We start from the raw sequence: 16,544 nt of genomic DNA, 5'->3' as shown, positions 1-16,544 counted from the left end.
AACTTCTTTCAGAAATATGGTAATATTGTTTTATTGACAGAAGAAAAACTAGAGCACGGGGGTTAATATGAAAAAAAATCTGGTAAAACAATTGTATTGGGTAATACCTGTAGTCATTATGATGTTTGGATTGGTTTTATTATTTTATCAAAATTATGCTAAAGTTACCGAACCGCCTGCACCAAATTGGAGCAGAGGTCTAACGATTGGGCAAACAAATGTGGACCGATTACCTCCTATCAAGAATACAAAAAATGGAGGATTCATCGTCACAAGTTTTGAAAACCAAAAGTTGACTGCAACAACGGTCAATAGCGACTTCACTGTACAAGACAAAAAAGTCTATAATATTCCAGTTGACAAATGGACAGAGGTTTATCAACAGGACAACCATATTATCTATTCCGATTATACAAATATATATGATAAAGATAGCAATAGACTTGTGCCTGATATCGAGCAGTTTTATCCATTAAATAACACTATTTTCTATGTAAAAGAAAATGCATTATATCAATTATCACCGGAGAATAAGAAATCGACCAAGATTATGGACATTGACTTAAATAAACAGGATATCGCTTTACAGGAAAGCGAAAGCGGAATAAATATATTAACATCTTCATTGGATACTAGAGATGTTACCATTACGCTCCACCAATTACATAATCAAAAAATTAATCAGCTATATCAGACAAAAATGCCGATAACTCCAGGAAAAGTGGTAAATGATATTTCATTTGTACTTGACAAACAAAAATTAGGGATATTGCTGCAGGAGGAACTGGAGGCCCCGCAAGGACAACAGCAATATTTTAATTATTTTATGGAAACTACACTAACAGCCAAGAGTCAACAACCATTACGTGAATTAACGTTTCAGGATCCTGCTGGGAATGGTCAATTAAATGAAATTTCACATGTCGTTCTTAAGTACAATAATGGTAAGCTGAATTTATTATTTCAAGCAAGCGGCCAAACAAATACACAGTACAAGAACGGTTCTACCACTTTCAATATATATATGACGGAAATAAGTGAAAGTGGCACAAATACTGTACGAAGAAGTAATACACCGGCAATATCAATCAAACCACAATGGGTTAATAATGAAACAATCGCTTGGCTTGATTTAAACTCAGATGGTAATGAGATAAACATTTCCTCAAGTGACATAGCTGCCATCAGTCAGGCCACTGGATTCAACCAAGGTGACTGGATCCGGTCACTTGGGAAAACGCTTGGTATGTTGTCATCGTCTATTTTCGCCATTGCGATTTCCGCTATATGGTTTATCTGGCCGGTTGCCTTCATTGCTTTAATGTATTTCTTTAGGAGCAGAACCATTGATCGCGATCCTGTTTGGATTTTTTATACAGGAATCGGGATATATGCTATTGCAGCATTAGCTTTTAAAAATAGTTTTTTTGTCCAAAGTATTTATACAAATGCACCGGATTACCTGACCTTCACCGGGAGCTCGTATTTCTTTATGATTTTATTTGCTGTCATAACATACGGTATTGCGCTGTTAACAAAACGGGAAAATGAATGGGACAGTCCAGTGAGAGTTATCTACTTTGTAGGCGTGCATATTCTGCTGCTTACAACATTCTTTGGACCTTATGTTCTATAAAAAAGCGGAGACGCTGAGGCTAAACATATATTCGCTATAAAAAACAGTCCACATCCGGACTGTTTTTTCTATTTCTTATTAAATTGACTTTTCAAAATAAATTCCATTGCGCCAGGGAAAAGATAATATAATTTACTGCCAAATTCCATCCACCCCGGCATGTTGATTTCGCGTTTTCTTTTAAACAAATAGTTTACAACCCTTTTGGCAACGCGATCCGGATCAAGCATATAGGCTGCTACTTGGGTTTGGTAATTTCCGGAAGGATCAGCATCAACGAAAAAGTTCGTTCGAACCGGTCCCAGATTAACCGCTGTTACACAAATATTTCTATCGGCAACCTCCATTCTTAATGCATTGGTAAAGCCAAGAACTGCATGCTTTGTAGAGGCATAGACAGATGATTTAGGTGTTGCCATTTTTCCTGCTTGCGATGCAATATTTATAATATGACCGCCACCATTAGCAAGCATGTGACTTACGAGTTGCTGGGTAGTTTGCAACAGCGCAAAAACATTTAGTTCAAACATCTTTTTCGCCTCTTCAAAGTGCATTGATTCAACAAATTCGAACAACCCGGAGCCTGCATTATTAATTAACCCGTGTACACGTGGATGCTCCATAAGAATTTGCTTAACAGTTGTTTCCCGAATTTCCTCATCAAGTAAATCTAACTGATAATAATACGCCTGAATGCCAAATGATTCCTTGATTCGCTGTTGGATATCCTGCAGTTTATCTATTGATCTGGCAAGCATAATCGGAATTCCGCCGTTTTTAGCAATATGCCAAACAAGCCTTTCCCCAATACCGCTTGAAGCACCCGTAACAATAATCTTTTTAGAAGTTACCCTGTTATTCATTGAATCACCTAATCACATGATAATAGTAAATGCCCTTATGGGTTGCTTTTCTTATCTTTCCACATTCTTCAAGATAATCTAGCTGTCCTGTTGTCTCTGACATAGTGAGATCCAACTGTTTAGCAATTTGTTTAGGGAACAGTCGTTGACATAATTGAAACGGCGTCTGCTCCCCATCTTCCTCCAGCATTTGCAAAACCTTAGCCGCCCGTTGTTCTTGTCTCTTTATTTGCGAAGGAACCAATTCATCGATGTTCAAAACATTTATCCCGTGCCCTGGATATACTGTGGAAATACCAAGGGATAAACATTTCAACAAATTGGCACGATACTGAACAAGTGGTTTTGCACGTTCTTTTTCTCCATCATAAGGGGGCTCGATAATAGGGTTTGGTGAGATATGTTCCAGAATATGATCGCCCCCAATAAAAGCACCATCCTGCTCCCGAAAAAATGACAGATGGCTTTGCGCATGCCCCTTTGTTTCAATTACCCGCCAATCCCCATGCCCTGGCAAATGATTATCTTCTTCCAGAAATGCAGTTAATTTTCCTTCACCAGCGTAATGTATAGGCTCCTCCAGCTTTTTTAGAAAGCCTTTAAAGGATTGTGGAACACCAGATGCAATAAAGAAATCGCGATAAAATTGTGCAAACCGCTCAAAAAACTCGGGATTTCGTGTCAGCCATAAGTCATTATTTTTATGACCTGCTAACGTATTCGCCTTTGGGAATCGTTCCACAAGTCCAGTGTGATCCGGATGATGATGTGTTAAGATAATTTGTTCAATATCATTCGGATGGTATCCTAGATCTTTTAATTGTGCCGTTAAAGCATCATATGCTTCCGCTGTTTTCACACCTGCATCAATTAATGACAGCATATCCCCTTTAAGTAAATAAACGTGTGTATCGCCAACCGCAAATGGCGTCGGTATAGTCAGCTTTGAAATTGTGTCATGTACTACCTGCATATTAAATCCCCCACAATGAATGATCATTCATTTTTCTTTCTATTGTATCGCTAATTATGCTGGATGTCACCCATCTTTACCTGTTTGGAATTAATAGGCGATGGATTGCCTCTGTTAAAATATGTGGTAAATAATCAAAGCTATATACTAATTCCAATCGTTCTGTCCATTGATGTGGGGCTTTACCTAATGGTCCTATATTTAAAATGGGCATCGTTAATTTCTCCATCACATCCTCTGGAAATACGAACCCATTATTCTGCAATGGCATGTTTACAGTTAACTGGTTTAATTTACTTTTGGATGATACTGGTCCAAGAAAGCTCAAATCAGATAATCCTGTGAAAAATTCAGCAACCGTCAAGTTCATCTCATAGGTTGAAGAGGTATAGGACTTGACATGGTCCATTACATCTTTGATATATGGATCATCATAGGAAGAGACGGCCGGGTAAAACGGCGGGCTATAAAATAGGACGATCATCGGCGTTAGATCTTTACACATAGAAGCCAAATCCTGTACCAATAACGTGGAAAAGTCACGATCCCCCTTATCCCGCTGGCTTACTAATAAATTCTGACGTCTGACTACTTCATGTTCACCATGGCGTTTTACAGCTTCCGCATACAAATCTTCATACATCATTACGGAAACACGAATATTCGGCATAGAAAAGTCTGTAGCGATATTCGCATAGTTATCAGCCTTTTGTTTTACATAGTTTTCAATTTCTGTTGCTGCCCTTTTGGTACTGGACAGTAATTTTTTGTTTATCTCTGCAAAGGTTTGCTTTAAATATAATACATTGTACATTGCGATTGCGGCATTAGGTGTTTGGACTGAATATTCCTCTTTTAAATCGCGCTGCATTAAGCTGACTGGCGGCGGGGTTACTTCATCGTCAATTTTTTCGATAAATTCCTCGTTCAGTTCTAACTGCTGCGACAAAAAGCTGACCATCAGGTTTGGATTAATACCAGCAAACGGCTCACCTACGTGGGACTCCTTGCCATAACAATAGAAACCCGGAAGCACTTTTCCAATCGACCCAGCGTATACATAATAGGCCTTATCCCCGGGGTATTTACTAAACATAGGCTCACCATTTAAACACGCCTGATAAATAAGATTCTCATCCTCCTTAAGCTGATTTAACACTGGAAGAGCTGTTAACATCCCTTGTGAGTTCACTTCTTCATCGGGTACTGTAACGAGTAGAATATTCCCATCAAACTCACCGTCAATCGCCTGCTCGATCAATGACATATGCAACGACAGTCCCGCTTTCATGTCCATTGATCCGCGTCCAAACAACCATTCACCGGTTTCAATATCGTTGCGAACCTCGTCAGGCAGATTATCCTTAATCCGCACCATTTCCTTTGTCAATTCTCTCGGGTGAAAGGCCAGATTTTGCAAGGAACCAAAATCATCAACTCCAACTACATCAAAGTGACTTAGCAAAATAACCGTTTCTTGTTTACTGCCTTTTTTAACTAACGCAGTCAACAGCCGTCTGCCATCGTCCAATGGATGCAATTTCAAATGGTCCGCGTTAGTTTGAAAGTACTTCTTTTCCGCCAGTAAATGGTATATGTATTCAGGAAGTGCAATTTCAGCTGTACTGCCTGTGATGCTTTGATGATTTACAAGTGAACAGAGAAGATCCGTTAATTCTTCTTTCGTTTGCCAGTTTTTCATCATGAGGCCCCCTATATAAATTGACTTTTCAGTAAAAATAAAACAAAATCATACATGAGGTGAAGCGATTGTCTACTCAAATAATAGCACATCGAGGTGCAAGTAAACTAGCACCTGAAAATACATTACCAGCTTTTCAATTGGCATATGAGCTAGGTGCAGAAGGTATTGAAACGGATGTACAATTAACGAAAGATCAAATACCAGTACTTATGCATGATGAAGGCCTAAAACGGACGACCAATGGTTATGGTTATCTAAAAGACTATACGTACAAAGAATTAAAACAGCTAGATGCCGGTTCATGGTTTTCTTCATCGTTCACAGGTACAAAGCTTCTTTCATTGGAAGAACTCCTTAGCTGGATAAAGGATAAGCCTTTATACTTAAATATTGAACTGAAAAATAATAAGATAGACTATACCAACCTAGAGAAAATTGTCTATACAATGCTAAACGATTATCAATTATTAAATCGTACCACATTGTCAACGTTTAATCCAAAGAGTATTAAACGCATGAAAAAGTTGGATAAACAAATTGAATCAGCCCTCCTCACATCAAGGAGGAGAAAGGATTTAGTTACCTATGCAAAGTCACTTGGGGCGAGTGCTATCCACGTGAAATACCGTTTACTAAGTCGTAAACTGGTCGATAACTGCCAGCGGGAAGGGATCGCTATTCGCATCTATACCGTAAATAAAGCCTTACGGATAAAGCGCTGTTTCAATTTAAATTGTGACGGAATATTCACAGATGTTCCAGGAGATGCCCATCACATTAAATTAGGAGGATCTAAATGAATAAGTTGTTTACACCAATCGAATTTGGAAATGTCACATTAAAAAATAGAATTACAATGTCACCAATGTGCATGTATTCATGTTTTGACCAAGATGGAAAAATTACACCATTTCATATGACACACTATGTTTCACGTGCTATAGGGCAAGTTGGGCTGGTTTTTACAGAAGCAACAGCTGTCCAGCCTGAAGGCCGTATTTCTGCGGAAGACTTAGGCATTTGGGAAGACGGACATGTGGAAGGATTGACAGAACTAAATAAGCAAATCCATGCATATGGCGCTAAATCAGGTATACAGCTAGCTCATGCAGGAAGGAAAGCAGAATTAGAATCAACTATTTATGCTCCTTCTGCTATTGCCTTTAATGAAAAATATAAGGAACCAAAAGAAATGTCAACGGATGATATTAATAGAACCATTCAGGCATTTAAAGATGGCGCCAAACGTGCAAAGGAAGCCGGGTTTGATATTATTGAACTGCATGGTGCTCATGGATATTTGATTAATGAATTTTTAACTCCTTTAATCAACAAAAGGACAGACTCATATGGAGGTTCCCGGGAAAACCGTTATCGTTTTCTTTCCGAAATAATTGATGCTGTAAAATCTGAATGGAATGGTCCTATTTTTGTTCGTATTTCAACAGATGAATACAATGAAAATGGCAACTCGCTTCAGGACTTTTTCTATTATGCACAAGCAATGAAAAAACAAGGAGTAGCTCTAATCGATTGCAGTTCCGGCGGTGTTGTCCCAGCAAAATTAGCAGCATTCCCCGGCTATCAGGTTCCAAGATGTGAAGCAATTAAGAAGGAAACAGCTATTTCAACGGGAGCTGTTGGACTTATCACAACCGGTATCCAGGCTGAGGAAATCCTGCAAAATGGCCGTGCAGATCTTATCATTGTTGCCCGGGCATTGCTAAGAAATCCGTATTGGGCTAAAGAAGTCGCGGATGAATTAGGAGAAACCATTGACGCACCAACACAGTATAAGCGTGGTTGGCGATAGGAGGAGAATCGCATGGAATTAATTTTCCTTGGGACAGGATCCGGGGTGCCTTCAAAGGAAAGAAATGTATCTTCCCTTGCCCTAACATTGTTACAGGAACAAAATAGTATATGGTTGTTTGATTGCGGAGAATCGACGCAACATCAAATATTACGGACATCCATTAAACCAAGAAAAATTAACAAAGTTTTTATTACCCACCTGCATGGGGATCATTTATTTGGACTTCCGGGTTTGTTAAGCAGCAGGTCATTCCAAGGGGGTAATGACCTGTTAACCATTTATGGACCAACAGGAATTAAAGAATACGTAGAAACCAGTCTGCAAATCAGCGGTACGCATCTAACGTATCCATTGCAATTTATCGAACTTTCTGAGGGAAAATTGTTTGAAGATGACACATTTAAGGTATATTGTAAAAAGCTCCACCATGGAATATCCAGTTATGGATTTCGCATAGAAGAGAAGGATAAACCCGGAGAATTACTTGTTTCAAAACTAAAAGAAAAAGGTATTTCTCCTGGGCCACTTTATCAGCAAATTAAGGAACAAGAGACAACCATTCTACCAAATGGTCAATCTATTGCCAGATCCGACTTTTTGGGTCCAGACAAAAAAGGCCGCACCATCTCCATTTTAGGGGATACACGTCGAACAGGAACCAATACAGAATTTGTTCTTGATTCCGATGTGTTAGTTCATGAAGCAACATTTAACCGGGAAAATGAGGATCTTGCTGATCAATATTTCCATTCAACAACGGTACAAGCAGCAACCCTGGCAAAGGACAGTTCGGTCCGTCAACTTGTGCTGACTCATATTTCCTCACGTTATCAAAAACAAGACAGTCAGGACCTGGTTCGGGAAGCTCAATCTATTTTTTCGAACACGAAACTTGCACATGATTTTTTTGTAATGGACATCCCTACTAAAAAATAATGGCGAAGGAGTTTTTACGATGAATCCATTCCATACTTTGGTCAATAACCAGCGCACATTTTTTAAATCCGAGCAGACACTCCCCTATGCTTTTCGCAAGGAACAACTGAAAAAACTGCGAGACATGCTGAAAACTTATGAAAAGGACATCTACCAAGCCTTAAATGATGATCTGAATAAATCTAAAAATGAGACTTTAACAACTGAATTAGGCTTTCTTTACAGTGAAATTGACGTCACAATAAAACACCTTAAAGAGTGGATGAAAGCCGAAAAGGTTGACACACCGATTACCCATAAGGGTTCCAAGAGCTTCGTACTTGCGGAACCATATGGTGTAACGATTACAATAGCGCCTTGGAACTATCCTTTGCAATTGGCTATCGCCCCTGTAATCGGTGCGTTGGCTGCCGGAAACACAGTAATTATCAAGCCCTCTGAATTTACGATGGCAACTTCCTCGCTGCTAGCCCATATGATCGGTTCAACATTTGATGCCAATTATGTTGCCGTGGTCGAAGGGGCTGAGGAAACCAGTCAGCAATTACTTGAATTAAAATTTGACTATATCTTTTTTACAGGCAGTACAAATGTCGGAAAAATTATCATGAAACAAGCCAGTGAACATTTAACACCTGTTACATTGGAGCTTGGCGGAAAGAGCCCGGCAATTGTTGATAAAGATGCCAACATTGATTTAGCCGCTAAACGTATTGTTTGGGGCAAGTTTACCAATGCCGGTCAAACGTGCGTGGCACCTGATTTCTTATTTGTCCATGAAAAAGTAAAACAAAAAGTAATAAAAGCGATGAAAAAACATATTAAATCCTTTTATGGAAAAGATCCGGTTCAAAATAAAAACTATGGTCGAATTGTAAACACAGACCATTTTGACCGCTTAAAATACCTTTTAGCGGAAAGTAATATTGTTTATGGTGGAGGAATGAATCGGGAATTATGTTCCATTGAACCAACAATCATAGATGATGCCACCTTTGAAGATCCCATTATGGAAGAAGAGATCTTTGGCCCATTATTACCTGTTCTGACGTTTCAGAATTTAGAGGAAGCAATTGCAGTTTTAAAAGGTAAAGAAAAACCATTATCATTATACTTTTTTGGCGAAAATGCTGAGTCTCAGCAAAAGGTGCTGGGTCGTTTATCGTTTGGGGGCGGATGTATTAACGATACCCTATACCATCTGGCAAATCCAAACCTTCCATTCGGTGGTGTTGGCACCAGCGGGATGGGTTCCTATCACGGAAAAGATAGCTTTGACACCTTTTCCCACAAGAAAAGCATTCTAAAACAAACAACAAAATTTGATATTCCATTACGCTACCCTGGAGGAAAAATAGCCCATAATATAACAAAGCGGATTATGAAGTGATTTTTAAAAGGAGCCCACATAGAATGTGAGCTCCTTTTATACTTATTTTTCAATATCAATCCATTTATAGTTGTCCGCGCCAACCTTATAGGTTACAAAGTTTTTCAAGTAATTCTTTTGCAGGAATGCTGACCCGTCCTGATAAAGTGGGATCAATACAGCACTGTCCTCAATCAACATTCTTTCAGCTTTCAGCATAGCATTCCAGCGCTTCAACGCGTCGTTTGCCATACTTCCTTTTGCACCTAATACAAGGCGGTCATATTCTTTATTTGAATAACCGGTATGATTTCCTGGGCTATCAGTAATAAATAGATTCAGGTAGGTAAGCGGATCATGATAGTCGCCATTCCAGCCGGTCATAATCATTTCGTAATTTTGTCCAACATTGGCTGCAATACTAGCTTTTGGCGTCAGATTCCTTATAGTAATCGTTAACCCCGGAAGATTTTCTTCCAGTTGATATTTAATATTTTCAGCCAATTGCTTAGATGTACCAGAATCAGAACTGATCAATGAAATTCCGAGCTTTTCCTTGCCAAGCTCGTTTAACCCCTTTTCCCAGTGTTTCTTAGCTTCCCTAGGATCAAAATGAGTTAAATCACCGTTTTCAGCTCGAAAATCTTCACCTGTTTTTGGGTTTTCTGCTAATCCTTTTGGCACATTGCCATTAGCAACAACCGAGCCGTTGTTCAAAATGGAATTGACCAATTTATCTTTGTCTAATGCCAAATTCATGGCCTTACGGATGTTTAGATTTGCCAGATTTGTTTTATTGCCGTCTTTTCCTTGATTCATTTTTATATAAGAAGTTGCTCCGGTCAAAAATGTATGATAATCTTGGTTACTTCTATATTTATCTACATACTCACCCGTTAGATTAACCCGATCCAGTTTGCCTTCTTCATATAGACTAACTGCAGTTCCAGTATCCTTAACAACATTGACTCGTATTTCGTCTACATTAACAGCTTCCTTGTCCCAGTACTTTTCATTCTTTTTATACGTCCATGATTGATCCGTTCCATTCCAATCCGCTAACACAAATGGTCCATTGAATAAAGTATGTTTACTGTCTGATGCATATTTACCATCCTGTTTCTCAATAAATTCCTGTGGTTGCGGAAAGAAGATTGCGGTTGTTAACAGTTCTTTGAAAAAAGGAATAGCATTCTCCAGCGATACTTTTAACGTACGATCATCAAGGGCTTCGACACCTAAAGAATCAGCCGGCTTTTTACCCTTTAGGATTTCTGATGCATTGTCAACAATTTCCTCAAATTGCGGTCCGTACGCGGCACCTGTTTCCGGATTAACTGCTTTTTTCCAGGCGTATTCAAAGTCATGGGCTGTCACAGGAGTACCATTAGACCATTTCGCATCTTTACGTATTTTGAATGTATAGACCTTATTGTTTTCACTTACTTTCGGTTCTTCTGCTGCCAACGCTAATTCTGGTTCACCCTCTTTATTTAAACGGTATAACCCCTCAAATACCTGATTGATAATGGTAAAGCTAAAGTCATTATCTGCAATCGTTGGACTTAGACTTGGAATTACACCCGGAGCGCTGATATTCACCACCTTCTTATTCTCTTGTGAATCTGCATTATTGTTCTTTTGCTCATTATCCCCGCTACTGCAAGCCGCCAAAATGAGTAAAAGGACTAATAAAATTGGTATAAATTTATTTATGTAGTTCAACATGTATCCCTCCTATTTTACACATGCAACGTTTTACATTATATAGGGGAATGAAAGAGGAATACAAGTATAAGAAACTGCCATTTCATGATGAAGGGACAATTTTGTCCTCTTAACAACCATTTCACCTGTTTCGTATATGTGGCTGGCGACATTCTATTATTAGGTATCTTCCCTTATAGCGCGCCTCAGAATTTTACCTACGTTTGTTTTTGGAAGTTCCTTCCTAAATTCAATTACCCGTGGAACCTTATATGCGGCCATATTATTTCGGCAATAAGTGATTAACTCATCTTCACCACAGTACTGATTATCCTTTAAAACAACTACAGCCTTTACGGTTTCCCCCCGATAGGCATCAGGAATCCCAACAACCACGGCTTCCTGAATGGCGGGGTGTTCATAAATAATCTCTTCCACGTCTCGTGGATAGATATTGTACCCACTTGCGATAATCAAGTCTTTCTTGCGATCAATGATGAAAACATAACCATCTTCGTCCATATGTGCTATGTCACCTGTATAAAGCCACCCATCACGCAATGTGTGATCGGTTTCTTCTGGCATGTTCCAGTAGCCTTTCATTACTTGTGGTCCTTTAATAGCAATTTCTCCAACCTCACCAAAAGGAAGTTCTGTTTCCCCTTCCTCTAAATCGACAATTTTATAATCGGTTGACGGGACCCCAATGCCAATACTTCCAGGTTTTCTGGTAGAGAACACCGGGTTGCAGTGTGTAACTGGCGAACTTTCAGAGAGACCATATCCTTCTAAAATCATCGCACCTGTTTTTCTTTCAAACGAACGAAGCAATTCACCGGGCATCGGAGCACTTCCGCTATTGCAAAGTCTTATACTATCAATCCCATATTGTTCTGCCTTTGGATGATTCGTGAGCGCCACATACATTGTTGGAACACCTGGAAAGGAAGTAGGTTTCAAATCTTTTATTGTTTGCAGAACCTCTTCCAGATCAAATTTAGGCAGCATAATACTCATAGAACCCGTATAGATGGAAAGATTCATGCAGGACGTCATCCCAAACACGTGAAACAATGGAATTACCGTAAGATAGCGATCCTTTCCTAGTTGAATTTCATCTTTAAAATACTCGTATGTCTGCATCACATTAGCGAGCACATTTCGATGGGTTAGCATAGCTCCCTTTGACCTGCCAGTAGTCCCACCTGTATATTGCAGAACCGCAACATCTTCTGCAGGGTTTATTACTACTTCTTCTGGAGGTTTTTTAGCCTGTTTGATAAAATCGCCAAACCCTACCGCCATGCCATCTTTTGTATCGCGTCCAGCCAGATTGACTTTAATTACCTGTTTAATGGATGTCTGATCAAGAATGGCATTCAGGATAGGAAGTAACGGTTCATAGATCACGATTGTTTCCGCTCCAGAATCATTTAAGATGTATTCAAGCTCTTTGCCAACAAGCATTGGATTAACCTGTGTAACAATTCCCCCGGCCTGTAAAATGCCATAGTAACCAATCACAAACTGGGGACAATTTGGGAGCATAAGAGCAACACGATCGCCCTTATTCAAACCATTTTGCTGAAGGGATGAGGCAAAAGCTGCCGATTGATTTCCAAGCTCGTAATAGCTCGTCTCACTTCCGTAAAAATAAAGTGCTTTGTTTTCCCCATAATTAGCAATCGTCCTCTTCAACATACCTGGAATTGATTCATCCGGTATTTCCAAATCCCTCTGCACATGCATCGGGTAGTGCTTTAACCAAACCTTTTCCATTCATTTCCTCCCCTTTCTTTGTATGCGCTTACATTAATGGTTTTTACAGTATGATGAAATCCTCACTCCCTCTTTTGTTACCGGATAACAGTTTGCCATGCATACTGTTCCTTCCGATAAAGATTCCAAAAATAAGAATATCTGCTCGTAAGTCCTCATGAAATTCCCCGGATTTGCTGCTTTTTCTACCACCTTTTCCACATTTAACGAATCGGTTATATATTGAATGGAGATTTAACTATGACCCTTTTTCTTAAAAAGTAAAATGCTTTGTTTGTTGGTTTAACTTTCATTGGAATTCCCTTCTAAGTAAATCATATTCTTTCTATCACCCTATAATGCATGTGCCCCACCGTCAACAGTAAGAATATCTCCGCTGACATAGTCTGATGCTTTAGATGCAAGGAACAATGCTGCACCCTTTAAATCTGTGTTGCTACCCAAACGGTTTAATGGTGTTCCTTCCAGGATTTTATCTTTCCCGGTACCGATTAACCCTTTTGACATTTTCGTTGGAAAGAATCCAGGCGCCAGCGCATTTACGTTAATATTATATTGTCCCCACTTAACCGCAAGATCCTTTGTTAATGTCATTACCGCGCCCTTGCTTGTGTTATATCCAATCGTATCCATATACCTTGGATCTGTGCCACCAAAACCTGCAACGGAAGATATATTGATGATTTTTCCATGGTTTTGTTCAATCATAGCTTTGCCAACTTCCTGACTCATCAGGAATGTTCCCGTTACATTAACATTAATCACCTTCTCCCAGGCTTCATAAGGCATATCAACAACTGGCGCACCCCAAGTTGCCCCACTGTTGTTCACTAATATATCAATTGATCCAAAATGTGACTTTGTATCCGCCACAACTTTTTGGATGTCTTCCTTATTGGTTATATCACAACTAAATGCCAATGAATCAACACCAAATTCCTTCAGATTTTCGCTCATTTCTTTACAGGCATCCAGTTTACGCGAGCAAACTACTACATTTGCTCCAGCTTCAGCGAATCCCAGCGCAATTTGCGCGCCTAATCCTCGTGCACCACCAGTTACGATTGCTGTTTTGCCTGATAGTTTAAATAAGTCAAATACATGCATGCTGCAACTCTCCTTTTTATTTATAATTACTTAGCTGTCACAATGCATACCTGCTAAACGGATAGTATATTCAGAATTTCATAGTCAACCATAGACAACATAAATAGACATATGCAACTACATCTATCTCACTACCGCTTATAATCATCCAGGAAATCTTTCTGGAAACTAGTCCGTGGCTGATTTTTATCCTGTTCCTTATTTAACTTTTTAAAAGGATTTTTCCCATATTTTGTAGATAATTGGTCAATTACGGAATATAATTTTTCCTTTTCTGCTTCCTTCTCATACGTAAATAAATCCAATTGATGAGCAATATGCTGCTTTTCCTCAGCATCTTGAACAGTGATGCCCAGCAGCCGAATTGGCTCAAGGTTCCAATGTTTCTGTAATAAGTCGTTTGCGACATGCAGAATATCTTCTTTTGATTCAATGTAAATTTTCAGCTTTTTACTGCGGGTGATTGTTTTCAAGTCGTGATAACGAATCATTAATTGTACACCCCGACCCGCAGCATTTTTCCGTTTCAAACGCCTCTCTACATTATCCGCAAGCGCATGCATTAATTTACGAATTTCAGCCTCGCTCGTTGTGTCATTTGGTAGCGTTTGCGAACTTCCAATACTTTTAAATTCATGAACCGCATCAGGATCAACGGCTCTTGTATCAATGCCATTGGCACGATTTCTTAGTCTCTCACCATTTATTCCAAGCACCTGCTTTAACTGATAGACATCTGTAGTGGCAAGTTCACCAATAGTATTAATAGCGACACTATTTAACTTTGCCGCTGTTTTTCCACCAATTCCGTACATTTCTCCAACAGGAAGCGGCCATAGTTTCTCAGGTAAATCCCGTTTCCTGAGGACGGTAATTCCCATTGGTTTTTTCATATCCGAGGCCATTTTAGCTAAAAATTTATTCGGTGCTATACCAATACTGCAAGGTAGGTCGAGTTCGGTTTTAATTCTTTGTTGAAGGTTTTCAGCAATGTCAGGCGGGCTTCCAAGGTCTGCACAACCAGATATGTCCATATATCCTTCGTCAATAGATACAGGCTGTACCCTTGGTGTAATATCCGCTAACATTTTAAACATTTCTTTAGAAGCCATCCGGTACCGATCAAAGTTTGGCCGCATTACGATAAGATTTGGACAAAGTTTTCTGGCTTCCCATAAAGGCATTGTTGTTTTTACACCTTTTGCTCGGGCCTCATAACTGCTGGTAACAATGATTCCTTTTCGTTCCTCCGGATTTCCAGCAATCGCTAATGGTTTTCCTTTTAATTTCGGGTTATAAGCCATTTCAACAGAAGCGTAGAAACAATTCATGTCTATATGAAAAATAACCCGCCCCTTTTTTGGATACCATTTTGATGACATCAGTAACACCCTTTTCACGAACTCTTGTTTCTATCCTAATTATATCATATAGATGCAAAAAAAGTGTTCCAATAAGGGTCACACCTTTTGGAACACTTCTTTCCCTCTATTTAGCTGTTTCTTGAACAATTGCGGTAATATATTCTGTAATTTTAACCAAATCCTCTACAGCAATTCGTTCATTGGTTGTATGGATATTTTCATAGCCTACTGCCAGGTTTACGGTAGGAACACCATGGCCGGCGATAACATTTGCATCACTGCCGCCACCACTTGTTAAGAGCTTGCTCTCCCGGCCAATTGCTTTGGCTGCATTTCTGGCTACTTCTACCACTTGATCACCGGCTTCTTGTCTAAATCCAGGATACATAATCTGGATATCAACTTCTGCTGTGCCACCATACTCGATAGCAGTCGATTCGTACGCCTGTTTCATTTTTTCCACTTGTGCTTCCATTTTCTTTGGATCAAGGGAACGCGCTTCAGCTAGGATTTCCACGTAATCGCATACGATGTTTGTCTGCTTGCCACCCTCAAATCGCCCGATATTTGCAGTTGTTTCATCATCGATTCTTCCAAGTGGCATTTTGGAAATCGCCTTTGCTGCCAACGTAATAGCGGATACGCCCTGTTCAGGTGCAACACCGGCATGTGCGGTTTTTCCTTTCATAACGGTGAAAATTTTTGCTTGTGTAGGTGCTGCAACGATAATATCGCCAACCTCACCATTACTGTCAATAGCATAACCGTATTTTGCTTTCAATAATGATGCATCAAGTGCTTTAGCACCTACTAAACCCGATTCCTCTCCAGCAGTAATGATAAATTGAATTTCCCCATGATCCACATTATTATCTTTTAAGGTCCGGATCATTTCAAATATTGCCGCTAACCCTGCCTTATCATCTGCACCAAGGATGGTTGAACCATCCGAAACGATATATCCGTCAATTATTGATGGCTTAATTCCATTACCCGGAACAACGGTGTCCATATGTGACGTGAAATAAATAGGTTCTATGTTATCTTTTGTACCTTTTAACGTACAGATTAAGTTACCTGCACCATGACCAGTTTCTTCCTGACTATTATCTTCAATAACTTCTAAACCAAGATCGGTAAATTTTTTCTTTAATACCTTCGCGATCTCTGTTTCATGTTTGGTTTCGGAATCAATCTGTACTAATTCCAAAAATTCGTCAACTAATCGTTCATTATTTACAGTAATCATAGTTACCTCCTGGTTGTTTCAATTATCTGCGTCCGCTTCT

The 16,544-nt window shown here is 39.4% G+C and carries 13 protein-coding genes; 5 read left to right on the top strand and 8 right to left on the bottom strand.

Going from position 1 to position 16,544, the window contains the following annotated elements; translation table 11 throughout:
• Positions 1-67: 67 nt before the first annotated feature.
• Complete coding sequence (locus CFK37_RS14500; RefSeq protein WP_089062534.1) at positions 68-1,636, top strand: hypothetical protein; 1,569 nt, start codon at positions 68-70, stop codon at positions 1,634-1,636.
• Positions 1,637-1,704: 68 nt separating this feature from the next.
• Here the strand turns inward: CFK37_RS14500 and CFK37_RS14495 are convergent, their stop codons facing one another.
• From CFK37_RS14495 to CFK37_RS14485, 3 genes are all read right to left on the bottom strand, one after another.
• On the bottom strand, positions 1,705-2,499 hold the full coding sequence (locus CFK37_RS14495; protein ID WP_089062533.1) for an SDR family NAD(P)-dependent oxidoreductase: 795 nt from the start codon (positions 2,497-2,499) through the stop codon (positions 1,705-1,707).
• Positions 2,500-2,503: 4 nt separating this feature from the next.
• Positions 2,504-3,472: an MBL fold metallo-hydrolase gene (locus CFK37_RS14490; protein ID WP_089062532.1), complete on the bottom strand. Its 969-nt coding sequence runs from the start codon at positions 3,470-3,472 to the stop codon at positions 2,504-2,506.
• Positions 3,473-3,548: 76 nt separating this feature from the next.
• Positions 3,549-5,174 (bottom strand): M20/M25/M40 family metallo-hydrolase, encoded by a 1,626-nt coding sequence (locus tag CFK37_RS14485; RefSeq protein WP_089062531.1) that lies wholly within the window; start codon positions 5,172-5,174, stop codon positions 3,549-3,551.
• A 68-nt stretch (positions 5,175-5,242) separates the two neighbouring features.
• On the opposite strand from CFK37_RS14485, the gene CFK37_RS14480 reads away from it, so the two are divergent.
• Genes CFK37_RS14480 through CFK37_RS14465 form a run of 4 tightly spaced genes read left to right on the top strand, consistent with a single transcriptional unit; the run spans position 5,243 to position 9,319 of the window.
• Positions 5,243-5,977 carry a glycerophosphodiester phosphodiesterase gene (locus CFK37_RS14480; RefSeq protein WP_089062530.1) on the top strand — a complete coding sequence of 245 codons (735 nt, stop codon included), beginning with the start codon at positions 5,243-5,245 and terminating at the stop codon, positions 5,975-5,977.
• The gene (gene namA, locus CFK37_RS14475; RefSeq protein WP_089062529.1) at positions 5,974-6,990 is read left to right on the top strand and encodes an NADPH dehydrogenase NamA; all 1,017 of its coding nucleotides are present in this window, start codon (positions 5,974-5,976) and stop codon (positions 6,988-6,990) included. Before CFK37_RS14480 ends, namA begins: the two co-directional genes overlap by 4 nt.
• 12 nt (positions 6,991-7,002) lie before the next feature.
• Positions 7,003-7,929 carry a ribonuclease Z gene (rnz, locus tag CFK37_RS14470; protein WP_089062528.1) on the top strand — a complete coding sequence of 309 codons (927 nt, stop codon included), beginning with the start codon at positions 7,003-7,005 and terminating at the stop codon, positions 7,927-7,929.
• Positions 7,930-7,948: 19 nt separating this feature from the next.
• A complete protein-coding gene (locus tag CFK37_RS14465) occupies positions 7,949-9,319 on the top strand; it encodes an aldehyde dehydrogenase (RefSeq protein ID WP_089062527.1) in 1,371 nt (456 codons plus the stop codon).
• A gap of 42 nt (positions 9,320-9,361) precedes the next feature.
• Here CFK37_RS14465 and CFK37_RS14460 read toward each other — a convergent pair whose 3' ends face one another.
• From CFK37_RS14460 to CFK37_RS14440, 5 genes are all read right to left on the bottom strand, one after another.
• Positions 9,362-11,026, bottom strand: coding sequence for a peptide ABC transporter substrate-binding protein (locus CFK37_RS14460; RefSeq protein ID WP_089062526.1), 1,665 nt, complete (start codon positions 11,024-11,026; stop codon positions 9,362-9,364).
• 159 nt (positions 11,027-11,185) lie between these two features.
• Complete coding sequence (locus CFK37_RS14455) at positions 11,186-12,784, bottom strand: long-chain-fatty-acid--CoA ligase (protein ID WP_089062525.1); 1,599 nt, start codon at positions 12,782-12,784, stop codon at positions 11,186-11,188.
• A gap of 333 nt (positions 12,785-13,117) precedes the next feature.
• The gene (locus CFK37_RS14450) at positions 13,118-13,891 is read right to left on the bottom strand and encodes an SDR family oxidoreductase (protein WP_089062524.1); all 774 of its coding nucleotides are present in this window, start codon (positions 13,889-13,891) and stop codon (positions 13,118-13,120) included.
• A gap of 131 nt (positions 13,892-14,022) precedes the next feature.
• Positions 14,023-15,273, bottom strand: a complete 1,251-nt coding sequence (locus CFK37_RS14445) for a DNA polymerase IV (RefSeq protein WP_089062523.1) — start codon at positions 15,271-15,273, stop codon at positions 14,023-14,025.
• A 106-nt stretch (positions 15,274-15,379) separates the two neighbouring features.
• Complete coding sequence (locus CFK37_RS14440) at positions 15,380-16,504, bottom strand: M20/M25/M40 family metallo-hydrolase (protein ID WP_089062522.1); 1,125 nt, start codon at positions 16,502-16,504, stop codon at positions 15,380-15,382.
• Positions 16,505-16,544 lie beyond the last annotated feature (40 nt).

This window comes from Virgibacillus phasianinus (assembly GCF_002216775.1).
GTDB classification, from domain to species: Bacteria; Bacillota; Bacilli; order Bacillales; family Amphibacillaceae; genus Virgibacillus_F; species Virgibacillus_F phasianinus.
The sequence above is the reverse complement of the archived record's forward strand: the minus strand, read 5'-3'. Positions and strand labels throughout refer to the sequence as shown.